The sequence below is a fragment of the Brevibacillus laterosporus DSM 25 genome (genome assembly GCF_002706795.1).
Classification (GTDB): Bacteria; Bacillota; Bacilli; order Brevibacillales; family Brevibacillaceae; genus Brevibacillus_B; species Brevibacillus_B laterosporus.
In genome coordinates, this window is the sequence record NZ_CP017705.1 from 3757501 (window position 1) to 3779516 (window position 22016).

17 protein-coding genes, 8 tRNA genes and 1 rRNA gene (1 of these 26 running past the window's edge) are annotated in these 22016 nt (G+C 42.6%); 21 read left to right on the forward strand and 5 right to left on the reverse strand.

The features are described from left to right. The 10 genes from BrL25_RS17860 to mnmL all read left to right on the forward strand — a co-directional run. A 23S ribosomal RNA gene (locus tag BrL25_RS17860) occupies positions 1–2438 on the forward strand (it extends 491 nt beyond the left edge of the window). A gap of 135 nt (positions 2439–2573) precedes the next feature. Beyond that, positions 2574–2664: transfer RNA gene (locus BrL25_RS17865), tRNA-Ser, on the forward strand. A 21-nt stretch (positions 2665–2685) separates the two neighbouring features. Then, positions 2686–2762, forward strand: a tRNA-Met gene (locus tag BrL25_RS17870). Position 2763: 1 nt separating this feature from the next. Beyond that, positions 2764–2837, forward strand: a tRNA-Trp gene (locus tag BrL25_RS17875). Between the two features lie 19 nt (positions 2838–2856). Beyond that, a tRNA-His gene (locus tag BrL25_RS17880) sits at positions 2857–2929 on the forward strand. Positions 2930–2946: 17 nt separating this feature from the next. Next, positions 2947–3021, forward strand: a tRNA-Cys gene (locus tag BrL25_RS17885). A gap of 6 nt (positions 3022–3027) precedes the next feature. Beyond that, positions 3028–3104, forward strand: a tRNA-Arg gene (locus BrL25_RS17890). A 468-nt stretch (positions 3105–3572) separates the two neighbouring features. Further along, positions 3573–4735, forward strand: a protein-coding gene (locus BrL25_RS17895) for an IS3 family transposase (RefSeq protein ID WP_099327220.1) whose coding sequence is annotated in 2 segments (ribosomal slippage) — positions 3573–3852 and positions 3852–4735 — 1164 coding nt in all. Because the reading frame shifts where the segments join, the coding sequence is not laid out codon by codon here. 346 nt (positions 4736–5081) lie between these two features. Further along, on the forward strand, positions 5082–6326 hold the full coding sequence (locus BrL25_RS17900; protein WP_018673042.1) for a glycosyltransferase family 2 protein: 1245 nt from the start codon (positions 5082–5084) through the stop codon (positions 6324–6326). Between the two features lie 228 nt (positions 6327–6554). Continuing rightward, positions 6555–7544 carry a tRNA modification radical SAM protein MnmL/YtqA gene (mnmL, locus tag BrL25_RS17905; RefSeq protein WP_018673043.1) on the forward strand — a complete coding sequence of 330 codons (990 nt, stop codon included), beginning with the start codon at positions 6555–6557 and terminating at the stop codon, positions 7542–7544. A 90-nt stretch (positions 7545–7634) separates the two neighbouring features. Here mnmL and BrL25_RS17910 read toward each other — a convergent pair whose 3' ends face one another. Together BrL25_RS17910 and BrL25_RS17915 are read right to left on the reverse strand one after the other, a co-directional pair. Next, positions 7635–8273 (reverse strand): CBS domain-containing protein, encoded by a 639-nt coding sequence (locus BrL25_RS17910; protein ID WP_018673044.1) that lies wholly within the window; start codon positions 8271–8273, stop codon positions 7635–7637. Positions 8274–8343: 70 nt separating this feature from the next. After that, on the reverse strand, positions 8344–9072 hold the full coding sequence (locus BrL25_RS17915; RefSeq protein ID WP_018673045.1) for a glycerophosphodiester phosphodiesterase: 729 nt from the start codon (positions 9070–9072) through the stop codon (positions 8344–8346). Positions 9073–9241: 169 nt separating this feature from the next. Here BrL25_RS17915 and ablB point away from each other — a divergent pair, with 169 nt between their 5' ends. Beyond that, complete coding sequence (ablB, locus tag BrL25_RS17920; RefSeq protein WP_018673046.1) at positions 9242–10087, forward strand: putative beta-lysine N-acetyltransferase; 846 nt, start codon at positions 9242–9244, stop codon at positions 10085–10087. Positions 10088–10104: 17 nt separating this feature from the next. Here the strand turns inward: ablB and BrL25_RS17925 are convergent, their stop codons facing one another. Then, the gene (locus tag BrL25_RS17925; protein ID WP_018673047.1) at positions 10105–11742 is read right to left on the reverse strand and encodes a PucR family transcriptional regulator; all 1638 of its coding nucleotides are present in this window, start codon (positions 11740–11742) and stop codon (positions 10105–10107) included. A 187-nt stretch (positions 11743–11929) separates the two neighbouring features. Here BrL25_RS17925 and BrL25_RS17930 point away from each other — a divergent pair, with 187 nt between their 5' ends. The 5 genes from BrL25_RS17930 to BrL25_RS17950 all read left to right on the forward strand — a co-directional run bounded on the left by BrL25_RS17930 (position 11930) and on the right by BrL25_RS17950 (position 16168). Next, a complete protein-coding gene (locus BrL25_RS17930) occupies positions 11930–13294 on the forward strand; it encodes an aspartate aminotransferase family protein (RefSeq protein ID WP_018673048.1) in 1365 nt (454 codons plus the stop codon). A 15-nt stretch (positions 13295–13309) separates the two neighbouring features. After that, positions 13310–14008 (forward strand): 3-oxoacid CoA-transferase subunit A, encoded by a 699-nt coding sequence (locus BrL25_RS17935; protein WP_018673049.1) that lies wholly within the window; start codon positions 13310–13312, stop codon positions 14006–14008. Beyond that, positions 13990–14676: a 3-oxoacid CoA-transferase subunit B gene (locus BrL25_RS17940; RefSeq protein ID WP_018673050.1), complete on the forward strand. Its 687-nt coding sequence runs from the start codon at positions 13990–13992 to the stop codon at positions 14674–14676. The genes BrL25_RS17935 and BrL25_RS17940 overlap by 19 nt, the downstream gene beginning before the upstream one ends. Before the next feature lie 14 nt (positions 14677–14690). Then, positions 14691–15983 (forward strand): peptidase, encoded by a 1293-nt coding sequence (locus tag BrL25_RS17945; protein ID WP_018673051.1) that lies wholly within the window; start codon positions 14691–14693, stop codon positions 15981–15983. Between the two features lie 96 nt (positions 15984–16079). Beyond that, positions 16080–16168: transfer RNA gene (locus tag BrL25_RS17950), tRNA-Ser, on the forward strand. A gap of 265 nt (positions 16169–16433) precedes the next feature. Here BrL25_RS17950 and BrL25_RS17955 read toward each other — a convergent pair. Then, a complete protein-coding gene (locus tag BrL25_RS17955; RefSeq protein ID WP_018673052.1) occupies positions 16434–16883 on the reverse strand; it encodes a hypothetical protein in 450 nt (149 codons plus the stop codon). A 241-nt stretch (positions 16884–17124) separates the two neighbouring features. On the opposite strand from BrL25_RS17955, the gene BrL25_RS17960 reads away from it, so the two are divergent. The 5 genes from BrL25_RS17960 to BrL25_RS17980 all read left to right on the forward strand — a co-directional run bounded on the left by BrL25_RS17960 (position 17125) and on the right by BrL25_RS17980 (position 21069). Next, a tRNA-Ser gene (locus BrL25_RS17960) sits at positions 17125–17213 on the forward strand. Positions 17214–17509: 296 nt separating this feature from the next. Then, the gene (locus BrL25_RS17965; protein ID WP_018673053.1) at positions 17510–18085 is read left to right on the forward strand and encodes a TetR/AcrR family transcriptional regulator; all 576 of its coding nucleotides are present in this window, start codon (positions 17510–17512) and stop codon (positions 18083–18085) included. A 25-nt stretch (positions 18086–18110) separates the two neighbouring features. Then, complete coding sequence (locus BrL25_RS17970; RefSeq protein ID WP_018673054.1) at positions 18111–19307, forward strand: HlyD family secretion protein; 1197 nt, start codon at positions 18111–18113, stop codon at positions 19305–19307. After that, complete coding sequence (locus tag BrL25_RS17975) at positions 19300–20463, forward strand: ABC transporter permease (protein ID WP_018673055.1); 1164 nt, start codon at positions 19300–19302, stop codon at positions 20461–20463. The genes BrL25_RS17970 and BrL25_RS17975 overlap by 8 nt, the downstream gene beginning before the upstream one ends. 102 nt (positions 20464–20565) lie before the next feature. Then, positions 20566–21069 carry a DUF3907 family protein gene (locus BrL25_RS17980; RefSeq protein WP_018673056.1) on the forward strand — a complete coding sequence of 168 codons (504 nt, stop codon included), beginning with the start codon at positions 20566–20568 and terminating at the stop codon, positions 21067–21069. 325 nt (positions 21070–21394) lie between these two features. On the opposite strand, the gene BrL25_RS17985 is transcribed toward BrL25_RS17980, so the two are convergent. Next, the gene (locus BrL25_RS17985) at positions 21395–21997 is read right to left on the reverse strand and encodes an NAD(P)H-dependent oxidoreductase (protein WP_236848052.1); all 603 of its coding nucleotides are present in this window, start codon (positions 21995–21997) and stop codon (positions 21395–21397) included. Between the last annotated feature and the right edge of the window lie 19 nt (positions 21998–22016).

Below are 22016 nucleotides of genomic sequence, written 5' to 3' on the forward strand. Positions count from 1 at the left end.
CGATAGTGAACCAGTACCGTGAGGGAAAGGTGAAAAGCACCCCGGGAGGGGAGTGAAATAGTACCTGAAACCGTGTGCTTACAAATAGTCGGAGCACTTTCTATGTGTGACGGCGTGCCTTTTGTAGAATGAACCGGCGAGTTACGATAGCGTGCGAGGTTAAGTCGAAGAGACGGAGCCGCAGCGAAAGCGAGTCTGAATAGGGCGAAAGTACGTTGTCGTAGACCCGAAACCGTGTGATCTAGCCATGTCCAGGGTGAAGGTAGGGTAACACCTACTGGAGGCCCGAACCCACGCACGTTGAAAAGTGCGGGGATGAGGTGTGGCTAGCGGTGAAATTCCAATCGAACTCGGAGATAGCTGGTTCTCCCCGAAATAGCTTTAGGGCTAGCCTCGGATTTAGAGTCTTGGAGGTAGAGCACTGATTGGACTAGGGGCCCTCATCGGGTTACCGAATTCAGTCAAACTCCGAATGCCAAGTACTTATATCCGGGAGTCAGACGGTGAGTGCTAAGATCCATCGTCAAAAGGGAAACAGCCCAGACCATCAGCTAAGGCCCCCAAGTGTATGTTAAGTGGGAAACGATGTGGAGTTGCCCAGACAACCAGGATGTTGGCTTAGAAGCAGCCACCATTTAAAGAGTGCGTAATAGCTCACTGGTCGAGTGACTCTGCGCGGAAAATGTAACGGGGCTAAACATACCGCCGAAGCTATGGCAGTCCTTATGGACTGGGTAGGGGAGCGTTCCAAGCAGCAGTGAAGCCGTATCGTGAGGAGCGGTGGAGCGCTTGGAAGTGAGAATGCCGGTGTAAGTAGCGAAAAGACAAGTGAGAATCTTGTCCACCGAAAGCCTAAGGTTTCCTGGGGAAGGCTCGTCCTCCCAGGGTTAGTCGGGACCTAAGCTGAGGCCGAAAGGCGTAGGCGATGGACAACTGGTTGATATTCCAGTACCACCTCTGTTCCGTTTGAGCAATGGCGTGACGCAGGAGGATAGGGTGAGCGGCCTATTGGATGGCCGTCTAAGCAGTAAGTGTGGTGTGTAGGCAAATCCGCACACCAGTAAGCACAAGCTGTGATGGCGAGGGAAATATAAGTACCGAAGTCTCTGATTTCACACTGCCAAGAAAAGCGTCTAGCGAGGAACAAGGTGCCCGTACCGCAAACCGACACAGGTAGGCGAGGAGAGAATCCTAAGGTGCGCGGGATAACTCTTGCTAAGGAACTCGGCAAAATGGCCCCGTAACTTCGGGAGAAGGGGCGCCTCGGTAGGGTTTATAGCCCGAGGAGGCCGCAGTGAAAAGGCCCAAGCGACTGTTTAGCAAAAACACAGGTCTCTGCGAAGCCGCAAGGCGAAGTATAGGGGCTGACGCCTGCCCGGTGCTGGAAGGTTAAGGGGATGGGTTAGCGCAAGCGAAGCTTTGAACCGAAGCCCCAGTAAACGGCGGCCGTAACTATAACGGTCCTAAGGTAGCGAAATTCCTTGTCGGGTAAGTTCCGACCCGCACGAAAGGCGTAACGACTTGGGCGCTGTCTCGGCAAGAGACCCGGTGAAATCATAATACCTGTGAAGATGCAGGTTACCCGCGACAAGACGGAAAGACCCCATGGAGCTTTACTGTAGCCTGGTATTGAAACTTTGTGCATCATGTACAGAATAGGTGGGAAGCTGTGAAGCGAGGGCGCCAGCCTTCGTGGAGCTGTCGTTGGGATACCACCCTTGATGTACGGAGTTTCTAACTTGCCGCCCTTATCGGGTGGAAGGACCATGCCAGGTGGGCAGTTTGACTGGGGCGGTCGCCTCCTAAAGAGTAACGGAGGCGCCCAAAGGTTCCCTCAGAATGGTCGGAAATCATTCGTAGAGTGTAAAGGCACAAGGGAGCTTGACTGCGAGACCTACAAGTCGAGCAGGGACGAAAGTCGGGCTTAGTGATCCGGTGGTTCCGCATGGAAGGGCCATCGCTCAACGGATAAAAGCTACCCTGGGGATAACAGGCTTATCTCCCCCAAGAGTCCACATCGACGGGGAGGTTTGGCACCTCGATGTCGGCTCATCGCATCCTGGGGCTGAAGTAGGTCCCAAGGGTTGGGCTGTTCGCCCATTAAAGCGGTACGCGAGCTGGGTTCAGAACGTCGTGAGACAGTTCGGTCCCTATCTGTCGCGGGCGTAGGAAGTTTGAGGAGAGCTGTCCTTAGTACGAGAGGACCGGGATGGACGCACCTCTGGTGCACCAGTTGTCACGCCAGTGGCACAGCTGGGTAGCTATGTGCGGACGGGATAAGCGCTGAAAGCATCTAAGCGTGAAGCCCCCTTCAAGATGAGACTTCCCATAGCGCAAGCTAGTAAGACCCCTCATAGACGATGAGGTTGATAGGTTCGGTGTGGAAGTGCAGTAATGCATGGAGCTGACGAATACTAATCGGTCGAGGACTTATCCACATTGCCTTTATGCTAACTTCATTATCTAGTTTTCAGGGAATAAAGACATGTTATTAGTATAATTATTCCTTAGTGTTTAAATAAAGTAACAGATTGACTGGTATCGTACAGATTTATTCTGAGGAGTTATTATACGGAGAGTTACCCAAGAGGCCGAAGGGGACGGTTTGCTAAACCGTTAGTATGCGTAAGCGTAGCGAGGGTTCGAATCCCTCACTCTCCGCCATATTGTTTTATGTAGTTTTTTGGCGGTGTAGCTCAGCTGGCTAGAGCGTTCGGTTCATACCCGAAAGGTCGGGGGTTCGATCCCCTCCGCCGCTACCATAGGGGCATAGTTTAGTGGTAGAACAAAAGTCTCCAAAACTTTTGGTGTGGGTTCGATTCCTACTGCCCCTGCCAAATTTTTACTTACATAATGGCGGTCGTGGCGAAGTGGTTAACGCATCGGATTGTGGCTCCGACACTCGTGGGTTCGATTCCCATCGATCGCCCCTTTTTAATTTCATAAGGGAGTATAGCCAAGTGGTAAGGCACAGGTCTGCAAAACCTTTATTCCCCGGTTCAAATCCGGGTACTCCCTCCAAAATGCGTCCCAGTAGCTCAGCAGGATAGAGCAACCGCCTTCTAAGCGGTCGGTCGGGAGTTCGAGTCTCTCCTGGGACGCCATTTTTATGTATTTTTATGAAAATTGAATGCCAACCTTCAAAAAAGGAAATCACATAAGACTCTGCTCGACCAAAAGGGTTCGTATCGCTGAGTTTTTATTTGTTTTTACAGTTGTAAAGAAAAGTAAGAAGTGAGAATTTCATTTAAAATATCCCGTAAAAACCAATCCTTGTCATTTTTTGTAAAAAATATTTGTTGATGAAATAGGATTTTTATAGGAGACAGGGAATAATATAGATAGATTATTAATTTAATGTCAAATAGTTCTTTTGTCCCTGGAATAAAAACATCTCAATAGAAATTTTACTAGGAATATCGGCTGACCTTTAATTATAGAGGCCAGATTTTTGCATCTTCTGGATTCAAGCCTATTTGAAAAGGGTTGAAGTGACCCAGTAAATTGAGACAAGGAAAAAGCACCTCCTGAATCGTATTAAACAATATGATTTGATGGGAGGTGCTTCTTTCATGGGTACAAGAGTTTCTTATCCAGAAGAGGTGAAGTGGCAAGTCGTAAAGATGAAGCAAGAGGGTTATACGAATAAACAGATTATGGATGAACTTGGTATCAAGGATAAATCTCAGATAAAGACATGGATGAAGTGGTTTCGTAATGGAGAAACGTATCGGTTTGCTCAACAGGTAGGCAAACAATATATGTATGGAAAATACGGACAAGATCAGCTAGACGAGATAGCTACCAAAGACCTGAGAATTCGTCAATTAGAGTTGCAGATAGAAGTCCTAAAAAAGTATCAGGAATTTCAAAGGAGGTGAAAAAATCGAGCCTAATTGACGTTGTAGAGAGCTTTAAAGATCGGTTTACTATTACGGAGATACTAAAATTGTTTGCTGTACCACGAGCAACGTATTATCGCTGGAAAGCGAAGTTTCAAAACACAAGTACAGAACTTGAATACCTAATTGAACAACTCTGCTTGAAGTATCACTATCGTTTTGGTCATCGCAAGATAACTGCTTTACTAGGTCGTATTTATAATAAAAAAGTGAATCGTAAAACAGTGCAGAGGGTTATGCAAAGGAAAAATTTACAATGTCGTGTAAAAGTAAAGCGCAAGACGTTTAGTAGTGGCGAGAGTAAAATGATTGTTTCAAACAAGCTGAACCGGGAATTTATAGCTTTAAAGCCAAATGAAAAGTGGGTAACGGATATTACGTATTTACCTTACGGTCAAAGCATGTTGTACTTATCTTCGATAATGGATCTATATAACAACGAGATCATTGCTTACCGAATAAGTGACAGACAAGATGTTTCTCTCGTTCTAGAGACGCTTGAACAAGCCACGAAAACTAGAGACGCGCGAGGTGTCCTTCTCCATAGTGACCAAGGTTCAGTTTATACCTCATACGCTTTTCAAAATAAAGCAAAAGAAAACAGCATTACCACGAGCATGTCCCGTAAGGGAAATTGCCATGATAATGCTGTCATTGAATCCTTCCACTCCTCGCTAAAGTCGGAAGAATTCGCCTCTCCGAAGAGAGAGTTCCTAACAAATCTAATGGTATTACAAAAAGTAGAAAATTACATCTGTTTTTACAATCAGGAACGAATTCAGGAAAAATTAAACTACCTGTCCCCATACGAGTATGGAAAACAGGTAGCATAGGTGTTTTTTCAATGTCTCATTAACCTGGGTCAGTCCAGGTACACCTTTTTATAGCAGGCTTTTTTTTCTGTAGTAAATTTGGAGGTTGCAGAATAAGAGTAGGATGAAGAGGGAATCGTGATAGGGACAAGTGTTTCTTAAAAACTGCTTGCAAGATGAATCGAATCACTGAGCTTTTGCGTCATATTAAGCAACAAATAGATATAGAGAGAACTAAACATTGATTTTTCCCACTTTTGAACGATTGCAGGCTAGTTGTGAATCGTGTAAACTCGCAAATAGGGTTTGAAGGAGATATAACACTACCTGTATGCATATAAGCATACCAGGTCGAGGAGAAGAAAAGATGGTTGACTTAAAAGATATAATTGAGGGGCTTTTCATCGGTTTTACCACCACAATGGGGTTAGTCAGCATCTATCAAACAGCAATTTCAGTAGGCGGAGGCATTTTGCTTCATAAGAAAAAGCCTGTGACCCACAAACCAGAGAAAACATTTGCTGTATTGATAGCTGCACACAATGAATCAGCGGTTGTTGCACCATTGATCGAGAATTTGAAAAAAATGGACTATCCGCGTGAGATGTATGACATTTTTGTTATCTGTGACAATTGTACAGATAACACCGCGGAGATTGTTCGGAAGCATGGCGCCTATGCTTGCGAACGATTTGACACTTCAAAGCGTGGCAAAGGCTACGGTATTGAGTGGATGTTAGAAAATTTATGGTCACGAGAAAAGCAGTACGATGCTGTCGTAATGTTTGATGCAGATAACTTGGTAGAGAAAAACTTCCTAACTATCATGAACGATCGTCTATGCAAAGGACAACAAGTTATCCAAGGTTACCTTGACTCCAAAAACCCGTTTGACTCTTGGATTACTCTTTCGTACGCTTGTACGTACTGGTTCACCAACCGTATGTGGCAATTGGCTCGCCATAACCTAGGTTTGCCAAACACATTAGGTGGTACAGGGCTTTGTATTGAGAGTAAGCTGTTAAAAGATATGGGTTGGGGAGCGACCAGCTTAACTGAGGACTTGGAATTTGCAACGAGATGTATTGAACGTGGCATCTATCCTTGCTGGGCTCATGAAACAAAGGTTTTTGACGAAAAACCAATCGACCTAAAATCTTCAATGAAGCAGCGACTTCGTTGGATGCAAGGACATTATGATGTAGCTGGACGTTACATTGGTTCAGTTATGAAAAACGGTTTAAAAGCAAGAAGACTAGGAATGCTTGACGCAGCTTTCTACCTCTTTCAACCCATGTATGTGTTGATTGTTACATTTATGTCGGTATTGTTTATGGCCAGATTGTTGAGCTTTAACACGTTCCTACCTACAACGGGCTTCTTGCCTGATTGGTTGATTTACGCGACAACAGGTATTTTCTATTTGTTGCCTGTACTCGCATTGTATTTAGAGAAAGTCCCACTAAAAGCTTATTTGGGACTCATCCTGTTGCCAATTTTCTTCCTGACGTGGTTACCTATCTTCATCTACGCGTTCTTTACAAAGAACAACCAAGAATGGAGCCATACTGCACATACACGTGCTATTCAGATTGAAGAAATGCAACAGTAATGCAAACGTAATAAAGTGGGAAATATATTGATGAGGAACCGCGGGAAAGAACTGCGGTTCTTTTTTTACTATTAAAAACTTCGAAATGTTATTGATGTTAGTATAAAAGCAATTATTGGCGAAAGCTTGAGTTATACCAAAATGTGTGGTGTAATATTTTTCACTATTAAAAAGCAGCACAGAAACTGGTATACTGTAGAAATGCACGGGACAGAAGGGAGTATAACGATGTCAACGGAGGATATACAAAATAGCTGTCAGCCTCTACTATGGGGTGACAAGCGTTATCATACATGGAATTATCATTTACGTAGTATGTTTCAACACAAGGTATTTAAGGTACCGCTAGATGGAGGCTTTTCTTGCCCAAATCGAGATGGCAATGTTGCAGTAGGTGGCTGTACGTTTTGCAGTGCGCGCGGTTCTGGTGATTTTGCAGGAGATCGCCGTATGACGTTAGAGAAGCAATTTCATGATGTCAAAGATCGTATGCATGAAAAATGGCCGACAGCGAAGTATTTGGGTTTTTTTCAGGCATTTAGTAATACTTATGCGCCTGTAGAAGAGTTGCGCGATATGTACGAAACAATTTTACGACAAGATGATGTTGTGGGTCTCGCTATAGCGACCAGACCTGACTGTTTAGAAGATGATGTAGTTGAGTATTTGGCAGAATTAAACGAACGCACCTATCTGTGGGTAGAATTGGGTTTACAAACTGTACATGAACGTACACAGCTACTTATTAATCGTGCGCATGATTATCAATGCTATCTTGATGGATTAGAGAAGCTGCGTAAACATAACATTCGTGTCTGCTCTCACATTATTTACGGATTACCAGGAGAGACTGCCGAAGATATGATGGAGACTGCGCAGGCGGTTGCTCACTTGGATGTACAAGGAATTAAAATACATTTGTTACATCTGTTAAAGAAAACTCCTATGGTGAAGCAGTACAATGCAGGGCTATTGGAATTCTTGACACAAGAAGAGTATACGAAATTAGTGGTCGACACCTTGGAAATTCTACCACCAGAAATGATTGTGCATCGTATTACTGGTGATGGTCCGCCAGACATTTTGATTGGGCCGATGTGGAGTCGTAAGAAATGGGAAGTACTTAATGGGATTGAGGCTGAAATGAAGCGTCGCAATACGTGGCAAGGTAAGTTCTTTGATCCCAATTGGGTACCACCTCTAGATCTTGGAAAATAATCGAATAGGAATGTAAAAAAGGAACGCAGGCATACTAGCGTTCCTTTTTTATAATAACTTTTTGCTCAGTGGCTTATCGTGGGAAAAAGGTTAGCTTTCATGAACGGAGGTAACGGCAAAGCCGTGATTCTCTAATTCTTGAATAATATCAATAATATTATCTTCCGTTTTAAACTTGACTAGAATACGTCGGACACCAGAGTGTTTAGAATCAAAGGCCACACAGGAGATCACATTTGATTTGTGTTCGGTTAAAATACTGGAAATTTCTCGTAAAACACCTTTTCCTTCAAAGCGGGTCAAGGTCATTCTGGTTCCTTTCACACCCATTCCAAAAACGGATTCTAATACAAGCTCCATATCTTTTCGTTTAATGATACCAAGGAAATGATTATTCTCATCTACAATCGGTACAAATGGATAACGCACAATGATGGGGAGGGCGTCTTCATAAAGATGTTCGGCTGTAAGTGGCTTTAAGTTTTGATCAACACCATCTGCAAGAGGAAGTTGAGTGAATTCTGTAAAAGTTTTATCCGCATGATCTTGTTCAAATCTTTCAAACAAACTGCGTTTACTTAGCGTCCCAAAATAAGTACCGTCTTCATTAATGACAGGCATGCTAAGCAATTTTCCTTTTTTCATTTCCTCCAGAGCATGGGCAATGGTGTCGGTTGGCTTTACCACTGTGAGAGAATGTAGTGGTGATAGACAGTCGGTAATGAACATGCAATAACCCCCTTATATCCTGATTCTTCTTTAGTATAGAAATATCCCGTAGGGCTTGTAAACAATCCTTTTACTTCTTACGCAAATATTTTCGTGCTAAATTAGGATAATTTGTAATTATGCCATCAATTTGTAACGAAAAGAGGTCTCTCATCCGTTCTGGAGTGTTTACTGTCCAAGCAAGTAGCGATAAATGATGCTGACGAGTAGCTTGCAGAAGCGCTTTATTTACCTGCTCTTCGGGGGCGTGTAGTTCGTCCGCACGAAATTGTTTGGCAATCTCCCAAGGATTATGTAGCTGACCGAAATAAAGCATCCCGGTGCGAACGTGTGGATCCAGCTCCTTTACACGCAAGAGGCTGTGATAATTAAAAGAGGAAAGCACCACCTGTTTATGTAAACGAAGATCATGGATAAGACGAATCACATGCTCTTCCAAATGAGGCTGGGGGACGATAAAGTTCTTAAGTTCAATGATAAGTCGGAGTCCAGTTGTTTTGACAAACAATAAGACATCTGATAGCTCTGGAACCTTTGTCGGGGGATAATTCTTTCCGCTTTTGGCAGCAGCATTTAGGCGATGGATCTGTTGATAGGTGAGATGTCGCACTTCTCCTACCCCATCTGTGGTGTGCTCTACATTGGTATCGTGCATGACAATAAGCTGCTTGTCAGCGGTCAGTTGAACGTCGATTTCCATACCATCCGAGCCTTGTAGATAGGCTGCATGAAAGGCTGGAAATGTATTTTCGGGATACATGCCAGAGGCACCCCTGTGAGCATAAATGAGGGTATGCATGGGTGGAATCCTCCTTTTTTCCTGTCTTCTTGATACCTATGCGCAAAGGTTGTGGTTTAGATATGAAAGAAGCGAATTGTATCAAAGAGGTACTTTGGACAACTTGTCGAATGACTAGCAATGCAAGGGCTTTTATAATAAAAGAAATAAATCAATGAGGTGTAAAACAATGGCGATGGAATCTATTGAAAATCATTCACAAATAATTGTGGATATACATAACCAGCGTATCAAGGTAATGGGGTATGACTCTACTCAAATTGACGCGATTGCAAAGACGTGTAAACAACAGGCTGACAAACTAGGTATGACCAAGCTAATTGTCTATGCTAGACATGAGGATCTATCCGCTTGGAGTACACATGGGTTTATACGTGAAGGGATTTTGGAAGGGTGTATACAAGGTCAGAATGCACACATGCTTCGATATTTTGTAACATCAGAACGCGGTACTCCTAAAAATGAGCCGCTTGCAGACGAAATTATGCAAATTAGTTTAGCCAAACAAGCAGACAGTAGTGTCTTAAAGGCGCTGCCGGACGATTGTAGTGTTCGTTGGGCTAAACTGCAAGATGCAGAAGAGCTGGCTAATCTGTATCAAGTTGTCTTTGAGACCTATCCAACCCCCATGCATGATCCTGAATATGTACGTAATACAATGCAAGCAGATACCCACTACGCTGTTGTAGAAGCAGGGGGGAGGATTGTTTGCGCTGCTTCTGCTGAAGTGACTCCGAATTGGGGATCAGCAGAAATGACGGATTGTGCCACTCATCCAGATTGGTTAGGGAAAGGCTTGCTTCAGCACTTATTTGTGGCTTTGGAACAACATATGCAGGAGATGGGTATTTACTATCTTTATACAATTACACGTGCCCATTCCGCTGCGATGAATGTGACAGCCGCTAAAATGGGTTATCGGTATACTGGCAGACTAATTAATAATTGTGTTATTTCAACCGGATTTGAGGATATGAATATATGGGTAAAGCCGTTACGGGCTGTTTGGGACTAATAGATTCGTAGCATACTCTATGGAATGTCGGGCAGGTCAGGGTATAAAATTTGTTGCAAATGATAGGCCATGATGGCTAGCTGTAGTTGCCAGCGGTGAGAGGCGTCATGAAGTGATCCCGCTGTTTTTTCCTCTATCTGCTGTAGACGATATTTAAGCGTGTGTCGGTGAATGAATAGACGTTGTGCCGTTTTTTGCCCATTCAGACACTCTTCAAAATAGGTTTGGATGGTCTCTAGCAATTGTTGCCCATGTTTTTGATCGTATTGTAGTAATGTTACTAATAATGGCTCCCAGAGCTGCTGTAAGGCCTCAGATTGCGCGTGATAGGGAAATAGGAACTGATATCCAGATAACCGGTCAAAATGCGATACAGACTGAATTTCGGATGCTGGGAGGAGTGCTCCCCGACATTTCATAGCGTAGATCGCTTCTTGTACGGCAATTGACAAGGTATTGAAGGAAGCACGGGGAGTACTGATCCCGATCGCCAAAGGATGCTGAGGGTACAAATCAAGCCACTTCGCAGCCACTTTTTGTACAAAAATTTCACTAGCCCTATCCTCAGGCATTAGTAATAAGATATCGGTTGCACGTACCTTACTGAGATAGGTAGGCTGATAGACCTCTGCTACCCGCTTTAATAAGGTGGGTAGCTTTTGTAGCATGGTAAAATCGTACTCTTCTGTATAAGTCGTAACCGGTATGGATAATGCAACAACAAGATGACGTGCATGAATATGAAGGGGATAACCTAACAAACGGCTACGTGCCTCAGATTCTGCATTGAGCTTAAAGGTCCCACTTAGTAACTCATCCAAAAAATCGCCTTTTAGACGCCATTCTGCTTGTGCTACCTCCCGATCTTTACTACAAGCTAAGGCTGCTAATGTTGAGGCATGCTGTAAAGCGATAATGTCCCATTCTTGCTGGTTTGTTTGACGTTTGCGTAAGGTGATGGTGCCAAAGGTAAAACGAGCGGCTTCGATGGAATGGGTTAATTCGACAGGGGCAGGGGAGGTGGGTTCACAGTTTTGATTAGAGAATACCTGATTGGAATACTCCACTGACGGCATGCCAGCAGTAGTGGGTCTACATGTGCGTGAACATGTACGGATTACTTCATAACCTAGTACATCTGTTATTACCACTTCTCCTTGGGTGACATCGGCTAATTCGTCTGCAATGGCAGAAAGTCCCTCACCTAGCAAGGCTACATTTAACAGTCGTTGGTGAATTTGCTCTGAATAGCGAATTAGTTCAAATTGACGATTCACGATGGGTTGAAGAATGGCTTTTGTGATGGTAGAGAAATTAAGCTCTGTGGGAATCTCAATTAAAGGGAGTCCAAACTGATTGGCTTGTTCAATAAAAAGCGCTGGAATTTCACGTAAATAAAATCCTGTATGAATGGCAACTCCACTCAATCCTCGGGCTGCCAGTGAAGGTATAAACTGATCATGTTTATCGGTGTTCATCTCCAGACCAAAACCAGTGGTAATTAGAAATTCCCCTGCTTGTAAACGTTCCAAATCCTCTACAATTTCTACAATTGTTACCCAATGAATCGGATGATTTAGTCCAGATTCCCCTGCTACCAACCTAGTTTGCACCATATCAGGTAACTGCATGGCTTCACGGATCGTTATTGACATATGCTCCTCATCCTCTCTGTTGCTTTTACATGTTTCACTTTCCGAACAAACGATCATTATACAAAATGTACAAAAAATTCTGCTTTTTATCTAGTGTTTTTTTGCCAGTAAGTCGAATGTCAGAAGGTTTGGTATTCGATACGATGAGTATAAAGTGGCGGTTGCAAAAGGAAGGGAGCACAAGAGCATGGATAGCAAAACAGAACGAAAAAGCTATGTAATTAAACCTGAATGGGGTAAACAGTATCCACGAATTTCTCATGGAAAAGGAATTTACTTATATGAAGAGAGCGGAAAGCGTTATATGGATGCTTGTTCAGGGGCTGTAACTGTCAGCATTGGGCACGCAATAGATGAAATTCTCGATGCCATGAGACAGCAAGCTGAGAAGGTATCATTTGCTTATCGCTCGCATTTCAGTAGTGAAGCAGTGGAGGAATTAGCTGATATTCTTGCTACATGGGCGCCTGGTAATGTGAATTGGAGCTTTTTCGTCAGCAGTGGATCAGAAGCGACAGAGACTGCTCAAAAAATTGCGATTCAGTATTGGCAAGAACAGGGACGCATGACCAAAAATCGGATCCTGTCACGATGGATGAGCTATCACGGAATTACGATGGGAGCTTTGTCAATGTCAGGACATGTGTTAAGACGGAAGCGTTTCGTACCATTATTGGCAGACTACCCGAGCATATCGGCTCCTTATCCGTATCGAAATCAGCAGGGACTCGATAGCGAAACATACGCACGCAAGGCAGCTGACGAGTTAGAGGAGGCAATTATCAGAACGGGGGCGGAAAATGTTGCGGCATTTATAGCAGAGCCAATCATTGGCGCTTCTGGAGGTGCTGTAGTACCACCGGATGGCTATTTTGCTCGCATTCGTGAAATTTGTAGCAAGCATCAAATATTATTTATAGCAGACGAAGTAATGACAGGCGTAGGGCGTACTGGTAGAAACTTTGGAATTGATCATTGGCAGGTAACTCCTGATGTGATGACGCTGGGAAAAGGAATGAGTTCGGGATATACACCGATGGCAGCTACGATGGTGAGTGATTCCATCATGCAGACTATTGCAGAAGGCTCTGGTTCTATCATGGCAGGTCATACGTACAGTGCTAACCCTCAATCAGCAGCTATATGCGTGTCTGTTTTACGTTACATGGAACAGCATCAGCTAGTGAAAAAAGCAGAGGAGAACGGAAAGTATTTATTACAACACTTAAAACAAGTAGAGCAGGAGTTTGACATTGTTGGAGAAGCTCGTGGAAAAGGACTAATGTGTGGACTAGAATTTGTGAAGAACAAGCAGACAAAAGAGCCATTTGCGCTCTCACATCAGGTGACAAATCGAATTATCCAGAGAGCATTTGCTAAAGGATTAATGATTTACCCGGCTATTGGTGGTTTAGATGGAGTAGCAGGTGATGCTGTAATTATCTCTCCCCCGCTCATTATTGAGCAAAATGAAATTGATGAATTGATCCATTTACTGCGTCAGACCTTACAAGAAGCGGAAGCGGAGTTCACGAAAGAGGGCATCTGGTAGAGAGGAGGAGCACATATGATTTCACAATCAACCTGGAATAAACAGGTTTCATTAGAGGAAGCATTAGAGCATTTTCATGATGGGATGACATTGATGGTTGGTGGCTTCGGTGGGGTGGGCAACCCTCCTACGCTGATACAAGGACTATTAGAGAAACAAATTAGAGGATTAACACTGATTAGTAACGATACAGCTTTTCCTGACATTGGAGTCGGAAGATTAATTACACAGCGGCGAGTAAGTAAGGTCATTGCTTCTCATATTGGTTCCAATCCGAATGCAGGTGCCCAAATGACAGCGGGAGAACTGGAAGTGGAATTTTGCCCACAAGGTATTTTAGCAGAGAGAGTTCGAGCAGGAGGAGTAGGTCTAGGAGGAATTTTATCTGATATTGGAATCGATACGATCGCTGAAAAAGGCAAGGAGAAGGTGTTAGTGGATGGGAAAACGTATTTGATTGAGACACCGTTAACTGCCCAAGTAGCTATCGTCTCTGCAAAAAAGGCAGATCGATTTGGCAATCTTGTTTTTGATACAAGTGCACGTAATTTTAACCCGTTGGTGGCAATGGCCGGTGATATCACTATCGTGGAAGCGGAAGAGATTGTTGAGATTGGACAGCTGGACCCTGAAGAAATCGTGACACCAGGAGTGTTCGTAAATTATATCGTGCAAAGTGAAGGGGTGAATTGGCGATGGGCATGGGAGAAGTAGTAAAAGAAGGTACGACTGAGAGTTATCGAGAACGAATTGCTAGGCGTGCCGCTTTGGAAGTAAAAAGCGGTATGCTAATTAACTTAGGGATCGGTATTCCTACGCTTGTGGCGGATTTTATACCAGAAGAAAAAAACGTTTTGTTTCATGCTGAGAATGGCATTGTAGGCACAGGTCCCAGTCCTCAGCTTGGAGAAGAAAACCCTAATTTGTGCAACGCAGGGGGCTTTCCTGTTACTTTGATGCCCGGAGCTTCCTTTTTTGATAGCGCTACTGCTTTTGCTATCATTCGCAGAGGTTTGCTAGATATGACGATTCTTGGAGTACTAGAGGTAAGTCAGCGTGGTGATATTGCTAACTGGATTGTTCCTGGTAAACGAGTTCCAGGAATGGGAGGAGCGATGGAATTAGCACAAAAGGCTAAGAAGGTTTTAGTTCTCACCACCCATCTGGACAAAAATGGTCGTTCTAAAATTGTACGTGAGTGTAAATTGCCTCTGACTGCTCAGGGAAGTGCAGATATGATAATCACTGATATGGCAGTGATGGAAGTAAAAACAGATGGATTGCATCTATTGGAAGTGATGCATCCCTACACAGTAGCAGATGTCATTGGTGCTACCGAAGCAGAGCTATTATTTAGCGGAGAAGTAACCACTTTTTTCTAAGGGGGTAGACTACCATGAGCGTAAGCCAAACACTGACATGGCAAGAACGAATTCGTGAGCAGCTACAAAAGGATCGAGAGGATGCTATAGGCTTGTTGCAAGAATGGGTGCGTGAGGCCAGCGTTCAAGGGCAGGAAGCGGGTATTCAGCAGAAAATAGCAAATCACTTGGCAATGCTGGGACTTGAAGTAGATATTTGGGAGATGACAGGTGATGAGCTTGAAAAGCTGGAGAAACATGCCTATTTTGTTTCACCGCGTGCAGAATTTACAGGGAGTCCTAACGTAGTAGGGGTATGGAAGGGAACTGGAGGAGGGCGTTCTCTTATTCTCAATGGGCACGTTGATGTTGTGCCAGAAGGGGAGCTAAATCAATGGACACAAGGACCGTTTAGCGGAGAAATTGTTGATGGAAAATTGTATGGTCGTGGGGTAACAGACATGAAAGGTGGCAATCTCTCGTCTCTATTAGCTATACAAACCTTGCAAAAGCTTGGTGTACGTCTAAAAGGAGATGTTATCTTTCAAAGTGTTGTAGAAGAAGAAAGTGGTGGGGCTGGGACTTTATCCACTATTTTACGTGGGTATAAAGCTGACGCTGCTTTGATACCAGAGCCAACAAACCTGAAAATTTTTCCGAAACAACAAGGTTCAATGTGGTTCCGTTTATTCATACGTGGCAGATCGGCACATGGAGGTACACGTTATGAAGGAGTTAGTGCCATTGAAAAAAGCATGACAGTAATTAGACAGATTCAGCGCTTAGAGCAAGAAAGAAATCAACGAATGTCAGATCCTTTATACGCTAAATTACCCATACCGATACCTATTAATTTAGGTGTAATACAAGGAGGAAAATGGCCGTCGTCCGTTTCTGATTTGGTTACACTAGAAGGACGTATGGGTGTAGCACCTGGGGAAGAGATGGAGGAAGCCCAACAGGAAATGCAAACTGCGTTACAGAAGCTTACGGAGGAAGATGAATGGTTTGCAGATCATCCTGTTGAGTTAGAATGGTATGGAGCGAGATGGGTACCAGGTGAGGTAGAGATGGACCATCCATTGCTTAAACTGCTGCAAGAGTTATATCCATCGGTTTTAGGAGAGACTGCGGTCATAGAAGCATCGCCCTGGGGAACTGATGGTGGTCTATTAACAAAGCTGGCTGAAACTCCTTCAATCATTATAGGACCAGGGGTAACCCAAGTCGCACATTATCCAGATGAGTATATCGTGCTTGATGATATTTTTGCTTGTGCTGAGCTATTCGCCCTGACTCTCATAGAGTGGTGTGAGATAGATGATTGATAAATAAACGAAAGAAAAACTATTAACCTCATAATTTTTTTAAAAAAGGTGTTGCTATTTATTTTTTTATATGCTATATTCTTTATGTAGCAACGCGGAGGGATACCGAAGTGGTCATAACGGGGCGGTCTTGAAAACCGTTAGGCGGCAACGTCACGGGGGTTCGAATCCCTCTCCCTCCGCCATACATAAAGAAATAGTAAACCGATGAGCTGAGAGCTTCGTCGGTTTTTTTGTATATGTGTATAGTGTTTGCTTACCATTAGGGTAGGTATACCCCTCATGAAAAACGATGTACCACAGAAGAGAGACATAAACATCCTGTCAGCAAAAAAAGTTTCCAATGAATATAAAATACCGTGTACGAAAAATCCCGGTTCGTAGCCTGAGAATAGGCGTGAACCGGGATTTTTTACGAAGCATTTTTAGATAAAACGAATGTATTGGCTATTACGGTGTTGATTTGCCATCAGAAGCCTTCTGAATATGCTGTTGAGCCAATTCACCTAGGTCGTTAATATTAATGGAGAAATTAAAATTCTTATAGTAGACAGTGGCTTTTGGATCGCCTTTTTTGCCTTCGATACGGATATTCGTAGTTTTGATTTCATAACTTCCATCGTCGCGGAAATTGTAAGTGGCATCTTTAATTTCAGAATCGATTAAAGGTCTTACAGTAGATGTGAACACTTCATCGACACCGTTTACCACTTGGCGTCCCATGTTCATCACTTCGGTTGGCGTATAATTGAAACCAAAGACCAGAATAGCTCCGACGACTAGACTAAATAAAACAATTTTGTACAAAGCTTTTAGAAAAAAATTAAGCACAAACACTGCCAATAAGACCAGAATAAGAATCATCCAATAGTCTTTGGCAAATGTAATGAGTTGGTCCATTGTTACAAAGTCACTCCTTCATGAAACGGTAAGAACCATAAGGGCTATTGTAGGAACTTACCAATTACTTATTTAGTCTATCATACACAATCTAGTGAACGGATACAAACTCCACAACAATTTTAGAATAAAATATTAAAAAAATGCTTGTCTTTTTAATTTGGGTTTAGTATAATAATCTTTGCTGATATATTTCGTGATTCGGAATTGTTTTTTACATAATGTCTATCAGCAGTTATATGGAGGGATACCGAAGTGGTCATAACGGGGCGGTCTTGAAAACCGTTAGGCGGCAACGTCACGGGGGTTCGAATCCCTCTCCCTCCGCCATATTACTTAAATGGGAAGCCGATGACTTGTTCATCGGCTTTTTTACTTTCATAAAAACAATTAGCTATACAATGTAACGATCTGACTAGGATATGATAATCATCTTAGATAGCAATCGTTTGAAGCATTGAGATTACGGGTATCAATAATTGTAAGTAGATATCATGACGAAGACATCACACGAATGAAGTGTGAATGGGCAATCACTTTTTTCCAAAAATACCTTGACGGTCAACAAAAAGCAGAGTACACTAATCTCTGTACTGACTGGTCAGTTTATATGGGGGTACATGTTAATGAGCAAAAAGAAGGATTTAATTTATGAGAGTGCCCTGCAAGCTTTTGCCCAATATGGGTATACGGATACAACGATGGATACAATTGCAGAATTTGCCCAGGTAGCAAAGGGGACGTTGTATTACCACTTTAAGACGAAGGAGGAGTTATTCTATTATGTAAATCAAAAGGGAGTGGAAATGCTAATGGAGTCCGTCAAAGGGGCGACGGAAGATACCACCATGACGCCTCAGGAACGTCTTTTGCACGTACTAGATGAGCATTTGCGCTTCTTTTCGAATAACAGCGAGTTTTGTCTGTTGCTGTTAAGCTTCTCCTCAGGAGATATAACACGAGATAATATGGTTCGAACATTATTAGGCAATTATTTTTCTTTAATGGAGAAATACCTGGCTAACATGCAGGAACAAGGGTTTATAAAAAGCGATATGGAAACGCAGACAGTCGTATCCGCTCTGTTTGGGAGTATTGGATTTGTCGTTCTTCGCAAGATGTTCCGTAATGAGCCAGTTTATACGCTAGAGACCAGAGATACATTACTCATCCTATTTAAAGGGGCTCTGGGACTCGCTTAAATTGCGAATTGGAGTGGAGAAGGTTATGAGAGAGAATAAAAAGATGATGGTTGGTTTGGTGGGGCTTGTAGCAGCTATCGTACTTTTAGGTGGATACTTACTGTTTTCTGAACAGAATAGTTATGCGGGAGGCTCTGCGAAGCAAGTAACAGCTGTTGTAGAAGGTACTGAAGTAGATCTAGCCTTCAAGGTCCCAGGAACAATTGACAAGATTGAAATAAAAGAGGGCGACATCGTAGAGGAGGGTCAACTCCTAGCTGTGCTTGGAAGCGATGAAATTACAGCAAAACGCGATCAGGCAGCAGCAGCGTACCAGTTAGCTCAAGCAAAATTGGAACAGGCCAAAAAAGGGGTTTCCATCACCAGTGGGTCAAGTGATGCAACGGTGAAGCAGGCCCAGGCAGCTCTACAAGCAGCTCAAGCAAATTTGCAAGCTAACAAAAATGGAGCTCGCCCAGAAGAGATCGCGCAATTAAAAGGGAAACTTCAAGCAACAAAAACAGCGCGTGATTTGGCTCAGACGAACATGAAACGGATGCAGGATTTATTAAAAGAAGGGGCTATTCCAAAAATTAAATTAGAAGAGTCTCAGGCTGAGTTTGAGAAATACTCTGCTGAATATACTTCAACACAAGAACAATTAAACATGGCACAGAAAGGTGCTCGTCCAGAACAGATTGAAGCACTTACTGCTCAAGTAAACCAAGCGAATGCAGCATACCAAAATGCGATTGCAGGCCTTGGTCAGGTAGGATTACGAGAATCTGATGTCAAATCAGCGGAAGCAGGCGTAAAACAAGCAAAAGGTGCATTGGATGAAGCTGAAGCATATTTGCGTAATACACAGATGATTGCACCTGTTAGCGGTGTGGTAAAATCTATTTCCTCACAAAAAGGGGAACTTGTGGCACAAGGCTCTTCCATCATGACAATTCAAGTAGAAAACGATAAATTCGTAAAAATGTATGTAGATGAAAATCAACTTGGCAGCGTGAAAGTGGGAGAGAAAACTACGCTGTTTGTTCCAAGTTTGAATAAAGAAGTTAATGCAACTGTACAAATGGTAGCACCAGCGGCAGATTTTGCGACGAAGAAAGCAACTCAGGAACTAAACTCCCGTGATTTGCGAGCGTTCCAAGTGAAATTGCAAGTGGAGGATAAAGATGTACGCCCTGGCTTTACTGTCGAATGGCACCTAAAAGGGGCTGGCGCTCGTGAATAGCTTTTGGCAATTAGTAGCTGACGAATGGAGATCCGTCTATACTAACAAAACGATTCGAAATATTGTATTTCTTGTGCCATGTGTCTACATGCTGATGTTCGGATACCTGTATCAGGAAAAGCGTGTGATGGAGATACCCACAGTGGTAGCAGACTTGGACCAAACCGAATTAACACGAGAATTGATCAGAGCGATTGACAATGATCAAACGTTTTCTGTAACAAATGTAGTTACAACAGAAGAACAGCTACAACATCTGATGACTTATGAAGAGGCGCAAGTTGGGTTTATCATTCCAAAAGGCTTGACCGTCAACGCCAAATTGGGTAAACCAACAGAGATTTTAAATCTGATTGATGGAAGTAACATGATGATCTCAAATACATCTGTTCGTGCTGCGAGCTCTCTAGTGAAAACCATCTCTGGTGGAGTGACGTTAAAAAAGTTAGAGGCAAAAGGTGAATGGGGTAGTGCGGCAACAAACTTTGCAACAGGGATTGACTACCGTTATCGTATACTACATAATCCAACCTTTAACTATCTAGCATTTATGATCTTTGGATTAGCAGGAACTGTATTGCAACAGGTGGCATTCTTGAGCGTTTCTTTAAGCGTAACTCGTCAAAAAGAAGAAGGAACTTGGATGGATACCTTGAAGGGAAATGGGTTTATAAAAATTGCGCTCAGTAAAATAACAACTCATATGATCCTTGCCATGTTTAACTTTTTACTAACATATGTATTGATCTTTAAATTTTTTGCTGTTCCATACTACGGAAGCATAAGCTTACTTTTCCTATGTGGATTTATTTTCAATCTAGCAGTAGTGGCAATTGGATTTGCTATTTCGTTTTTCTCTTCCAATATGCTACAAGCTACTCAAACAGCCATGTTAATTGCAGTACCATCATTTATGCTATCTGGATGGACTTGGCCAATCACTTCCATGCCAACAGTGATTGCAATCATAGCCAAATCCTTGCCGCTCACTTATTTCTTACATTCGGTACGAGAAATTATCAGTAAGGGACATGGATGGGAATTTGTTAGTACCGACAACATCATACTGCTCTTTATGATTGTCGTTGCGCTATTTGTGGCATTCGTTACGTATATGTTTCAGAAGAAAAATACGAGAACAAACTATCAATCTTAATCAGAAACTGTTGTTATAAAATAAAAACTTCTTGTAACTCCGGGGTAGTTTTTTTACAATAAACGTAAATCTTTATATCTGTTGCCCTAAGGAGGATTCTCTATGTCAGACGCTCATGTAAAACAGTTATGCGAAGATACCTTTATGCGGTTGAAGAAGGTTAGCATAGAAGTGGAGAGATTCCTAAATCAAACTACTTTAGCAGATTTGGTTGAAAGATCCGGGGATGCTCAAGAGTATGAAGCTTACTATGGTAGCTATCTTTCTGATTTACGTCGTTTGTTGGTTTATGCAGAGAATGCCTATGAGAAATTGGGAATCTGTCTTCGACGCGCTCGCTTTAACGAGGAGTTTGCTGAAGAAGCACTCTACCAGGTGTACCACACCTGTGTAATTAATTTTTACTATCCCAAAGGCGAGGTTTACGATGAGGATGGCAGGTACTCGTACACAGGGCAAGACTGCATTATTTTCCGCAAAGAGGTTACTCCTGATCTAGAGACCCTAACATTAGGTTTGTCGAGAATCTTTGAGCCTCTACGTGATGAATTGCAGTACTATGAAACAGATTACATTACGAAAAAGCGGATGCAACCGAGCAATTAACAGGAGAATGGGTTTACGAAGTAACTTATTTTTATAACGGCATTATATTTAGGTGGGGACCTTTCGAATTTGAAGGGTCTCTTTTTCTCTAATAATATGTTGTATGCTTTCTTTTTCTATTATACAAATAAATCTGAAAATTAAAAGGGGTGATATGTACGAAAAGTGTCAATTTTTTTGACTTTTTGTGTCTGTATACAAAATTTTACATAAATGAACTGATTTTCTTTTATAAAGGATAGGCTTTCCAATAATTTTAATGGAAATGAAGTATTGAAACAAAATCTAAATTCCATTTTAAGGAAAGCCTATTTTTACATAGTTTTTACATTAGTACAGGAAGTTTCAGAGAAGTAATAGCTTGATCTACCTGCTGTAGATATGATTTTCGAATCGTTTCTTCCACATATGGTACTTCTGCAAAATTGTGATAGATAACCGGATCAAATCCAGCGAATCGCAAAATACCATCCACGACTTGTTTCTTAACAACCTCATCCAATCCACTCGCCTGCATTTCTTGCTGTGATTCTCGTGTTGTTGTAAAAACGAGGGCTTGTTTACCAGTTAATAGACCAACAGGGCCAGATTTTTCATATTTAAAGGCAAACCCATCAGAAAAGATACGATCAATGTAGCCTTTCAGAATAGCTGGTTGTGACCACCACCAAACTGGATAGATCATAATCAAAAGATCAGATTCCGTGAGTATGGTTTGTTCCTCTTCAATGGCCTCTGGGACTTGCTCTGTTTCTAATCCATTCATATCAGCAGGCGAAAAAATAGGTGAAAATTTTTGCTCATACAAATTACGTAAGGTTGGAGTGATACCATGCTGGTACAAGCTCTCTGTTACTTGCTGTAAAATAGCGTGATTAAAGCTCTGAGATCCGGGATGAGCAAACAATATGACGGCTTTCAATGACACCGCATCCTTTCATTTGGGA

What these genes read in the sequence shown, in the direction of transcription:
- BrL25_RS17930 (WP_018673048.1), top strand. Translation starts at nt 11,930, where the DNA reads ATGGATAGCAAAACAGAACGAAAAAGCTATGTAATTAAACCTGAATGG.
- BrL25_RS17945 (WP_018673051.1), top strand. Translation starts at nt 14,691, where the DNA reads ATGAGCGTAAGCCAAACACTGACATGGCAAGAACGAATTCGTGAGCAG.
- BrL25_RS17900 (WP_018673042.1), top strand. Translation starts at nt 5,082, where the DNA reads ATGGTTGACTTAAAAGATATAATTGAGGGGCTTTTCATCGGTTTTACC.
- BrL25_RS17965 (WP_018673053.1), top strand. Translation starts at nt 17,510, where the DNA reads ATGAGCAAAAAGAAGGATTTAATTTATGAGAGTGCCCTGCAAGCTTTT.
- BrL25_RS17980 (WP_018673056.1), top strand. Translation starts at nt 20,566, where the DNA reads ATGTCAGACGCTCATGTAAAACAGTTATGCGAAGATACCTTTATGCGG.
- BrL25_RS17955 (WP_018673052.1), bottom strand. Translation starts at nt 16,883, where the DNA reads ATGGACCAACTCATTACATTTGCCAAAGACTATTGGATGATTCTTATT.
- BrL25_RS17925 (WP_018673047.1), bottom strand. Translation starts at nt 11,742, where the DNA reads ATGTCAATAACGATCCGTGAAGCCATGCAGTTACCTGATATGGTGCAA.
- BrL25_RS17970 (WP_018673054.1), top strand. Translation starts at nt 18,111, where the DNA reads ATGAGAGAGAATAAAAAGATGATGGTTGGTTTGGTGGGGCTTGTAGCA.
- mnmL (WP_018673043.1), top strand. Translation starts at nt 6,555, where the DNA reads ATGTCAACGGAGGATATACAAAATAGCTGTCAGCCTCTACTATGGGGT.
- BrL25_RS17940 (WP_018673050.1), top strand. Translation starts at nt 13,990, where the DNA reads ATGGGCATGGGAGAAGTAGTAAAAGAAGGTACGACTGAGAGTTATCGA.
- BrL25_RS17915 (WP_018673045.1), bottom strand. Translation starts at nt 9,072, where the DNA reads ATGCATACCCTCATTTATGCTCACAGGGGTGCCTCTGGCATGTATCCC.
- BrL25_RS17935 (WP_018673049.1), top strand. Translation starts at nt 13,310, where the DNA reads ATGATTTCACAATCAACCTGGAATAAACAGGTTTCATTAGAGGAAGCA.
- ablB (WP_018673046.1), top strand. Translation starts at nt 9,242, where the DNA reads ATGGCGATGGAATCTATTGAAAATCATTCACAAATAATTGTGGATATA.
- BrL25_RS17910 (WP_018673044.1), bottom strand. Translation starts at nt 8,273, where the DNA reads ATGTTCATTACCGACTGTCTATCACCACTACATTCTCTCACAGTGGTA.